The following is a 9,474-nucleotide window of genomic DNA, read 5'->3' as shown; positions in this document are numbered from 1 at the left end:
CGCAGGTATGCTGGCATTGCCAATAGCCTCTGCAGGGCTTGGATTTAATACCGCGCTTGCACTGATAATAGCCAGCTGGTTACTGATGACCTACACCGCTTTATTAATGCTAGAGCTCCACCAATACGCCCCTAGAGATGCAACGTTAAACACCTTAGCAAAGCGCTGGTTAGGAAAGCGCGGCCAGTACGTAGCTAACTTTTCGATGATATTTTTGTTTTACGCCCTGTGCGCAGCCTATATAGCCGGGGGTGGCGCGCAGTTGCAGTCGCGTATTAGTAGTGATTTGAGCATAAACATAGCGCCACAAATTGCCTCTATTGTTTTAGCCATTGTAATAGGTAGCGTGGTTACTTTAGGCACCAGTAAAGTAGATAAACTTAACCGCGTGTTATTTACGATTAAAATTTTAGTACTAGGCAGCTTGTTTTATATGCTTACACCCTATGTACAAGGTAAGCACTTACTTGAAATGCCCGTTGAGCAAGGGCTGATTTTATCTGCCTTACCCGTTATTTTTACCTCATTTGGTTTTCATGGCTCTATTCCGTCAATTGTTAAGTATGTGGGGCTGGAAACAAAAGTATTGCGTAAGGTAATGATTGCAGGGGCTGCTTTACCTTTAGTGATTTATATTTTTTGGCAACTGCTTAGCCAAGGGATTATGCAGCAAAGTGATTTACTCAATAGTAATGGCTTAACAGGCTTTGTAGAGAGTGTGGCAAATATTGCGCATAATCCGCAGGTAACAAGCGCTGTTACACTGTTTGCCGACTTAGCATTGGCCACCTCTTTTTTAGGTGTTAGCTTAGGGTTATTTGATTTTTTTGCTGATGCATTTAATAAAGGCGACACCAAATCAGAAAGAATAAAAACCGCACTAATTACTTTTATTCCCCCTTTAGGGTTTGCGTTATTTTACCCTCAGGGATTTATAATGGCGCTAGGCTATGCAGCCATCGCCCTTGTGGTATTAGCAATATTTTTACCGGTTTCTATGGTGTATAAGCAGCGTAAATCGGGCCCTCAAACGGGATACCAAGTGCGAAGTGGTAATATGGGTTTAGCGGTGGCAGGGCTGTGCGGCGTTGTAATTATTGTCGCCCAATTTATGCAAATGTTGGGATTAGTACCCGCTATTGGTTAATAACAAAACTAACCCCTTTAGCTTAAAGGGGTTAGTTAAAAATGTTAAAATACCCGAGACTCACCACGGCCTGTAGCCTGAGAAGCTGCTTGTAACTCACCGTCTTTATTTACAATAACCTGCAAATCGCCAAAACGGCGCTCATTCAGTGTGTAGCCCATTTTTATAAGTTCAGCTTGAGTGTTTTCACTGAGCCCTGCGTGTGTTCTGATTACGTTTTTAGGCCATAACTGATGATGAAACCGCGTGCTATTAACAATATCGTTGGCGCCCATGTTAAATTCAACCGCATTTAAAATAGATTGATACACCGAGCTAATAATTGTTGTGCCCCCAGGCGAGCCTGTGACCATTTTAACGCTGTTGTTTTTGAGCAGTATGGTTGGCGACATTGAGCTAAGCATACGCTTTTGTGGCTGAATTTCATTGGCTTTACCGCCGAGCGCACCAAAGGCGTTCATTACCCCAGGTTTAGCGCTAAAGTCGTCCATTTCGTCATTTAATATAAAGCCTGCCCCTTCAACCACAACGCCACTACCAAAGCTTAAATTAATCGTTGTGGTATTGGCCACCGCATTACCCATTTTATCAATAATAGAAAAATGCGTGGTTTGCTCACTTTCTTTGAGGCCTGGTTTAATGTTTTCGGTCGTTGAAATAGCTGTTAAAGAAATATCTTTACTGCGCGCTTTTAGGTAATCAATATGAGTAAGCTCAGTCACTGGTACATCAAAAAAGTCCGGATCGCCCAAGTACTCTGCTCTATCGGCAAACACACGTTTACCTATTTCAGCAAGTAAATGTACGTATTGAGTAGAGTTATGTACCAGCCCCATTTCACTTTTTTTAAGCTCAAACATTTTTAGCCACTGCAAAATAGCAATTCCGCCAGAGCTTGGCGGTGGAGAGGTTAATACTTCATAACCGTTCCAGTTAGCTTTAATCGGCGTGCGCGACACAGCCGTGTAATTAGCCAAATCAGTTTGGTTAATAATGCCACCGTGCTGGTGCATAAAGTTGGCAATAATGCGGGCCGTTTCGCCTTTATAAAACCCGTCTTGACCGTTATCTCTTATGCGCTTTAAAGTAGCGGCTAGCTCAGGCTGTTTAAAAACCCGATTTGCTTTTATATCTGCAAAATAGTGTTTAAAATTTACATTTATATTTTGTTTGTCTAAATGAGCAATGTATTGTGCGACCCCCTGAGCCAATTTGGGCGGCACTTTAAAGCCTTGCTCTGCTAAGGTAACCGCAGGCTGTACTAATGTTTGCCATTTTAAGGTGCCGTGTTTTTGATGCGCCAGCCACATACCGGCTACGCTCCCTGGTACACCACTTGCGTGAATACCATAAATTGACTTGTTTTTAATTACATCGCCCTTGGCATCTAAATACATATCTCTGTGCGCTGCTTGGGGAGCCGTTTCCCGATAATCTATAAAGTCGCCTTTCCCCTCTTTTTGTATAAGCATAAAGCCTCCCCCGCCAATATTTCCGGCTTCGGGAAGCGTTACCGCTAATACAAATTGCGCAGCAATAGCCGCATCAACGGCATTTCCACCTTGCTCTAAAATAGCTTGTGCTGTATCTGCACTAAACGAGTCAGGCATTGCGACAGCGCTTTTAGTAACTTGCTCTGCCTGCACGCTAAATATACAAAATTGTGCAATCAACACACTCTTAACAATGAGCCGGCTTGGTCGAAAAAATAACCCCATAAAACATCCTTACTTTATTATTTGAATCTCGCTTGGCTCATTTATGCATACCATAGAATGTTAGGTCAATGTTTATACAAGTAATTTTTTGTATGCTATAACGCCTTTGCGTATAAAACGGCATCCAAATCGCCTTGTTCATCAGTGTGTATATAGTTTTTGACCCAGGTAAACCCCAGCTTTTGCATGACGCTAATTGAAGCTTTATTATCGGCCAGTGCCATTGCTGATAGTGTTTTTATCTCTGGCTGCATTTTTAAGGCTTTACATAATGCACTAGCCGCTTCCGTTGCATAACCCTGTCCCCAACTAGATTGCTTAAAGCGCCACCCTATTTCAATATTTGTAAAATCGGGAGTTTGAGTAAAAAAGTGCATAGGCCTAATCAGCACCCACCCTATAAAAGAGTCCTCTTTTTTAAGGGTGATTTTCCACAGCCCCCAGCCTTTGTTTGCATTTTTATAGGCAAGCATTCTGGGGATCCCTATTTCTTTAATTTGTTTTAATGTCGAAGGCGTTCCTCGGTTTATGTATTTCATTACCGCGGGGTCTTGATCTAGTTCATGCAGCAGCGGCCAATCGTGTTCATTCATTAATTTGAAATTTAAGCGTGTTGTTACAGGTATGTTCATCTTCGCTGTTCTATTATTAAGTGGAATTAATTATTTGTCTCTAAGGAGAGATAGCACATGAACAAATTAGCAGGTTTAGCTTTATTAGGCACTTTAATTACACTAACGGGCTGTGAAGATGCTCAGGAAGTACAAGAAGATGCAAAAGATAAAAGCGCGCAAATGCAAGAGCAGCTTGGTGACACATGGAACGATGTAAAAGATAAAGCCACAGAGCTTAAAAATGATGAGTCATTAAATGAGTTGCTTGAACAAAGTAAAGTAATGGGCTTAGACATGTACGACGATGGCAAAGAGATTGCCGTTGATGCATGGATAAAAAGCAAAGAAGCAGCCGGTGAATTAACCGAAAAAACAAAGCAAAAAGCGCAAGAAATCGCTGAAGAAATTGAAGAAGCGCGTGAAGAACATGCTGAAAAACAGTAATATTATTGATACTAATTCATTTAATTAAGTAATTTGCTTTGAGGTAAAAACATCGTTTAGTAAGTAAAAATTGCTACTTAGGTGTGCTTAACAAGCATTTTTAACGCACTTAGCGTGGGGCTTAGCCCCTTAAAATACTTAATTATTATTGCTGATTGGTATTAAATAGTATTTACAAAAAAAGGCTGCAAATAACATTATTTGCAGCCTTTTTATTTATGCGCTTATTACTATAATTAAATCGCTTCTTCGTCTTCTTCTGCGGTGCGTATACGAACTACACGCTCAACATCTGTGACAAATATTTTACCATCACCAATTTTGCCTGTTTGCGCTGTTTTTACTATTACTTCTATAGCGCGTTCAACATCTTCATCGGTTAGCACAATATCAAGTTTTACCTTAGGTAAAAAATCCACCATGTACTCAGCACCACGGTAAAGTTCTGTGTGACCTTTTTGACGACCAAAACCTTTTACTTCACTTACAGTCATACCCGTAATACCTACATCTGATAGGGCTTCGCGTACGTCGTCTAACTTAAACGGTTTGATGATTGCTTCTATTTTTTTCATGCTCACTACTTATTAAAGCTTTAGTTGCCTCGATTTTAGACAATCATGGAGTTCATAGCAAACAAAGCAATTGAATTCGATGATAAAACAACCAAGCGTGGTATAATTACTTATAAGTCTGAATTATAAATCTTTCTCAACTAGCTATAATAATAACAAATGTAGTAGGTATAAATAATATGAAAAAATTCCAAACCGGTTTAACTTTATTAGAGCTCATGGTGGCATTAGCCATAGTAGGTATTATCGCCTCAATAGCTCTTTGGGACAGTAGCGATATGCTTGAGGAGAACCGCGCTGAGAATTTCTTGCTTGAGCTAAAACGCAATATTAGCTTTGCTCGCTCACAAGCTGCCAGTACAGATGAAATTGTTGTTTTGTGCCCTACTGGCCAAGGTAAGATTAAAAACAGCAGAGACACTTTCAACTGCAACAAAAAGTGGGATGAGAATAAAATTATAGTTGTATTTATCGATGTAGATAACGATGGGCACTATAATGGCGCTTCCGATACACTGCTGAGAGTCATGGAAGAAATATCAGATAACGACAAGTTAACCTTTACAGGAAATGAGCGTCGCTTGCGTTTTAATACCAGTGGACGAATTACCACAAACCCAGGTGACTTTGTTTTTTGCCCCAATGGTGGCACTGAAAATAATAAAGCGCTTACTTTATCTCAATCAGGTACTGCTTTTTATGCCGGTGACAGCGCACTTAAATGCGTTTAAAAAACATACAATTTAAGTTGTCATATTTTTATCATTTACTACACTGAGCTAATACATTTTTTGACTCAGGGCTTCAGGGATGAGGTTATCTACCCAAACTCAGGCTGGCTATACGCTTTTAGAATTAATGGCATCTATTGCTATTGTGAGTATTGTTAGCCAAATTTCTCTATCGGTTTTTCCTGACTTTTTAGCGAAAAACCGAGCCGATAATCATGTAAGTTTGCTGCACAGAAACATTAATTATGGCCGCCTTTACGCCATTGAAAATGGCACTTATGTTACTTTGTGTGCTTTAAAAGATAATCAATGCACTAAAGATGAGTGGGATGGGCAAATGTCGCTGTTTATTGATAACGACAAGTCTACGTCATTAGACACCGACGACTTATTAATAAGCACATTTGAAAAAATCCATGATGCAGATTCTATGCAATACCCCCGAAGTGCAATTACCTTTCGGCCCGATGGCTCTTTAAATGGTTTTCAAAATGGAACATTTATATATTGCCCAAATAAAGATAAAGCCAACCTTGAGGGGCTGGCTTTATCTGTCAGTCAAACAGGCCGTATACGAATTAAATCAACCGACAAATGTCAGAGCGACTAGTTAACCCGATTAAGTTAACGTCCCCAGCAATACTCAACATCTGAATTACCTTTACTGCCTTTTGCGCCTTTATAGCCTGTGTCAGTAATTGTAATTTGCGTGCAGTCACCGTCGCCTTTTACAGCACCCGCAATAGGTTTTGCAGTAATTGTAAACGTATTATCGTCATCATCCACATCAATCGACAGCTCAAAATGGCCGTTTTCTGTGGTCTCTTGTATACCTAAGTCTGAGAATGTCTCTGTGTACTCACGATTATCTACGAAGTACTGCTCTTGTTTGTTTGCAGCGTCTAAAAGCGCCGCTGCGGCCTCGGCTCGAGAAGAGCGTTTTACATACTCAGTATAATTAGGCAGTGCTATTGAGGCTAAAATACCTACAATAGCTACGGCTATCATTAACTCTATCAACGTGAATCCGCGTGCTTGTTTATTCATTAATATTCCTTAATCATCAATTTCATCATTTTCTTCACGTTTATAAATATAGGTTTGTTGGGTTTTAAAGCCAAACCCTACACTATCATCGTCATTCACTAATTGTACGGTACCATCTACAACCGTTAAGCCTGGGCCCATTATTTCTACTGGCTTCATTGGGTTTTGTGCATCTTCGCCTTTTATTCCCGGCCCAATTAGGTAAAATTGGCTTTCTTCGGTCACTTCAATGGTTGGGTTATCATCACAAAAGCCGTCGCCATTTCCATCGGCACAAGAGGGGCCTTCACCAAAGTACAATTGTGGTGTATCAGGTACATCATAGCTAGTGGTAAACTTTAAGTCGTCATATACCTTGGTGCCATAATGTAAATGAAACGCATACAACGAGCCGCCACCGCCACTTAACGAACATTGGTTCTCTGTAGAGGTTTCTGATGATGGAGTAAAGCTTGTATAGTAAGCGACACCGCCCACCACTGTGGCTGCTGCTAAAGATTTTTCGCCTGTGCCTAATTCATAGCGCCAGCCTTTAAATTTAGCTAAATCGACTTCTAAATCAACAAACTCATCTACATCATCAAGTGCATTACCAAACGGGTCGCTGTTCATTAGCATTAAATCTGCTGGTTTAATCGCTGTAGGGGCGCTAGTGAATGACTGAGTTACTGTATTTTCATCTCTTATCATAAACAGCTGATCGTCTTCATTTGTACCTGTTGGTTTTGAGCGATTTCCGCTGCCTATTACAATAGCGTCATACGGCGTGTCTAAACGTGTAATCACTGTTTCACCATTAATCGTTGTTTCACTTACTTTGCTATAAAGTGTACGTGCCACCAACGGCTGGTAAAAAAAGCGACGGTCTTGGCTTGCTAAACTGCTACCAAGCTCTGCAAGTTTAAAGTGCGTAAAATTACTGGTGCTTGTGCCTGGCATGTCTATACGCCAAATATCGCCCCCGGTATCGGCAGCATAAATTCTGTCAATGTAACCATCGTAATCTGAATCAAGCGTAGAAACATTTGCTGCAATCGAGTGCTTGCCTTTAAATCCATTTTCGTTTGGCGTTAAAGCCCACACTTTTTTACCTGTTTCAGCTTCTACTATATAAATACCGCGACCAACCGAGTCTTCACTTCTTACCACGGCATCTTTATTTGTATCGTACCCTGCTCCAAAGACGAGTAATGGCTTATCACCAAATGCTTTTATGTACGCTATTTGGGGTTTTGACCACGTTTGAGCTAGCTCTTTAAAATCGCCAGTACCGCCTTCTATAGGGTTATCCCATAGTTTTTTAGGCTGATCGGGGTTAGTAATATCAAAGGCGTAATAGTTTTTTCCACCACGGCGCATACCTGCAAATGCCCACACGTCGTCACCATCGCTTGCATCAACAATACCATCGTTAATGCCTTCGTCATTTAAGCTTTTATCACTAAAGTAAACACTGATTGGGCCGTCCATCCCGTAGAGTTTACCGGTGTCTTCATTGCGTAAAGGCTGAATAATATCGTAAAGATCAGAGGGAATGAACGCCCAGCTTTCGGTCACTTGGTTATTGGTATCATCGTCTTTAAACATATGTAAAAAGCCGGCATTAGTACCAATCAATATGCGTATGTCGTCATTGCCATAGTCGATTGCCACTGGCTTAGAATGTAAAGGGTCGCCAAAAATATCGCTGCGTTGATCGGTGTTTGAGCCATCGTTGTCTTCATCGTCAACATCTATCCCCATTGCCCATTTTATATCTGAACTAGCTAGGCTAATCGGGTTATTGGTGACTAAATCTAAAATATCGCTCACAATATTAGTAGTAAACTCAACTATATCGCCTTGCTTATCTGTATAGAGGTTGCGTCTTTCTTCAGCTGGAGTCCCCGTAAGTGTAGCTAAATGATAGTTTACACCCCCTTGTGCAACTAAGTTACCATCGGCAGACTGGCCATCTGGCAACCAAAATGTTTTAGCATCGGTGTCGATTAAACCATCAGAATCAAGCGCTGTATTATCTGCAGAGTCAACTATTTCGCTGCCTGATACTTTTAATTTTTTTAAATTCCCACCCCATCGGGTGTTTGTTTCTGGGTAAAACATGGCAAAGTAAATGGCATCACGGCTACGTGTTTGGTCTACGTTGTTACTTGCTACCGAAGGCGAAGAGAAGCTATCGTTTACTTCACGAATACGAGAAATAGCACTATTTAACGAGTTAGAAAGCTCATCTGGGGTGCTTGCTGGTAAGTTTTCACCGCCACCCAATAAGGCAGCACGTCTTAAAAGTTCTTGCCCGCTTGCACTCATACCTGAACCAAAACCTATAGTGTATAAGCGGCCTGTTTCGTGGATATCGGCAGTGGCAGGGTATAAATCAACGGTAACATCACTTGTACCATGAATAATTTTAGCCATTTGGTGTAAGTAGTTACTGTAATAACTATCGGTATTCCAGTTTAATGGCTCTCCAAAGTACTTTTCGTGTTCATCACTAATATCACTATCGCTGCCGTTATCATTAGAAGGGTCGCCATCAGTCATATAAATAATGTTGATTGAATTATCACAACGAGCCGCTTCAGCTTCACTGTCCGCAAAGGGCGATATATAAGTATACTCGTAATTATCTCTCACTATATTTTCACATTCATACACCCAACCTCGACGGCGATTCCAAACCCAATCACACTCAACATCTGTCCATTGGCTACCTGTACGTAACTCTACATTTGTATCACGCTCTACAGTTGAAGCGTCTTCACCATATTCAAGCTTCTGCCCAGTAATATATAAATATGCTTCCCAAAGTGTCTCTGTCAGTGGTGTGCCACCATTGGCTGGGAGAGCTGCGATGGAGCTGCGCACTACTGCAGCATCACTGCCTACACCATTCACAACATAGCCGCCCTCAGAATCACTTTTAAATCGCATCAAACCAAAATCAATAGAGTCTTCGTTATCTGATACCACTTTATTCATGGCAAATTGCGCAGCAGCAAGACGGCTATCTATACATAAGTTATATAAGCCTAAAAAGTTATTAAAACCACAGTTATTACCATTAGAGGATGAAAACGCCATACTGCCTGATGTATCAAATATGAGTAAAACCCTTGGTTTCTCATCTAAATCTAAATCATGATTGACATAAAGCTCTATATCTTCAGCAACTGCTGAGGCGCTCAGTGCTAAACC

The 9,474-nt window shown here is 40.9% G+C and carries 9 protein-coding genes; 4 read left to right on the top strand and 5 right to left on the bottom strand.

All coding sequences use genetic code 11. The features are described 5' to 3' along the window. Positions 1-1,147: aromatic amino acid transport family protein (locus B2R65_RS14975; RefSeq protein WP_286744022.1), on the top strand; the 1,147-nt coding region annotated here is incomplete at its 5' end. 44 nt (positions 1,148-1,191) lie between these two features. Here B2R65_RS14975 and ggt read toward each other — a convergent pair. Together ggt and B2R65_RS14965 are read right to left on the bottom strand one after the other, a co-directional pair. Next, the gene (ggt, locus tag B2R65_RS14970) at positions 1,192-2,865 is read right to left on the bottom strand and encodes a gamma-glutamyltransferase (protein ID WP_286744020.1); all 1,674 of its coding nucleotides are present in this window, start codon (positions 2,863-2,865) and stop codon (positions 1,192-1,194) included. 95 nt (positions 2,866-2,960) lie between these two features. After that, positions 2,961-3,497, bottom strand: coding sequence for a GNAT family N-acetyltransferase (locus B2R65_RS14965; RefSeq protein ID WP_286744017.1), 537 nt, complete (start codon positions 3,495-3,497; stop codon positions 2,961-2,963). A gap of 57 nt (positions 3,498-3,554) precedes the next feature. On the opposite strand from B2R65_RS14965, the gene B2R65_RS14960 reads away from it, so the two are divergent. After that, positions 3,555-3,923, top strand: a complete 369-nt coding sequence (locus B2R65_RS14960; protein WP_054983039.1) for a hypothetical protein — start codon at positions 3,555-3,557, stop codon at positions 3,921-3,923. A gap of 236 nt (positions 3,924-4,159) precedes the next feature. Here the strand turns inward: B2R65_RS14960 and B2R65_RS14955 are convergent, their stop codons facing one another. After that, on the bottom strand, positions 4,160-4,498 hold the full coding sequence (locus tag B2R65_RS14955) for a P-II family nitrogen regulator (RefSeq protein WP_004588371.1): 339 nt from the start codon (positions 4,496-4,498) through the stop codon (positions 4,160-4,162). A 179-nt stretch (positions 4,499-4,677) separates the two neighbouring features. On the opposite strand from B2R65_RS14955, the gene B2R65_RS14950 reads away from it, so the two are divergent. Together B2R65_RS14950 and B2R65_RS14945 are read left to right on the top strand one after the other, a co-directional pair. Beyond that, on the top strand, positions 4,678-5,229 hold the full coding sequence (locus tag B2R65_RS14950; RefSeq protein WP_286744012.1) for a GspH/FimT family pseudopilin: 552 nt from the start codon (positions 4,678-4,680) through the stop codon (positions 5,227-5,229). Between the two features lie 79 nt (positions 5,230-5,308). Beyond that, positions 5,309-5,839 carry a GspH/FimT family pseudopilin gene (locus tag B2R65_RS14945; RefSeq protein ID WP_096041389.1) on the top strand — a complete coding sequence of 177 codons (531 nt, stop codon included), beginning with the start codon at positions 5,309-5,311 and terminating at the stop codon, positions 5,837-5,839. Positions 5,840-5,853: 14 nt separating this feature from the next. Here B2R65_RS14945 and B2R65_RS14940 read toward each other — a convergent pair whose 3' ends face one another. Together B2R65_RS14940 and B2R65_RS14935 are read right to left on the bottom strand one after the other, a co-directional pair. Then, positions 5,854-6,276, bottom strand: a complete 423-nt coding sequence (locus tag B2R65_RS14940; protein ID WP_024032268.1) for a type IV pilin protein — start codon at positions 6,274-6,276, stop codon at positions 5,854-5,856. 9 nt (positions 6,277-6,285) lie between these two features. Continuing rightward, a partial coding sequence (locus tag B2R65_RS14935) for a PilC/PilY family type IV pilus protein (RefSeq protein WP_286744006.1) occupies positions 6,286-9,474 on the bottom strand: 3,189 nt, incomplete at its 5' end.

The organism is Pseudoalteromonas sp. UBA2102 (genome assembly GCF_002331165.1).
Taxonomy (GTDB): domain Bacteria; phylum Pseudomonadota; class Gammaproteobacteria; order Enterobacterales; family Alteromonadaceae; genus Pseudoalteromonas; species Pseudoalteromonas atlantica.
The sequence above is the reverse complement of the archived record's forward strand: the minus strand, read 5'-3'. Positions and strand labels throughout refer to the sequence as shown.

What these genes read in the sequence shown, in the direction of transcription:
- B2R65_RS14955 (WP_004588371.1), bottom strand. Translation starts at nt 4,498, where the DNA reads ATGAAAAAAATAGAAGCAATCATCAAACCGTTTAAGTTAGACGACGTA.
- B2R65_RS14950 (WP_286744012.1), top strand. Translation starts at nt 4,678, where the DNA reads ATGAAAAAATTCCAAACCGGTTTAACTTTATTAGAGCTCATGGTGGCA.
- B2R65_RS14960 (WP_054983039.1), top strand. Translation starts at nt 3,555, where the DNA reads ATGAACAAATTAGCAGGTTTAGCTTTATTAGGCACTTTAATTACACTA.
- B2R65_RS14945 (WP_096041389.1), top strand. Translation starts at nt 5,309, where the DNA reads ATGAGGTTATCTACCCAAACTCAGGCTGGCTATACGCTTTTAGAATTA.
- B2R65_RS14965 (WP_286744017.1), bottom strand. Translation starts at nt 3,497, where the DNA reads ATGAACATACCTGTAACAACACGCTTAAATTTCAAATTAATGAATGAA.
- ggt (WP_286744020.1), bottom strand. Translation starts at nt 2,865, where the DNA reads ATGGGGTTATTTTTTCGACCAAGCCGGCTCATTGTTAAGAGTGTGTTG.
- B2R65_RS14940 (WP_024032268.1), bottom strand. Translation starts at nt 6,276, where the DNA reads ATGAATAAACAAGCACGCGGATTCACGTTGATAGAGTTAATGATAGCC.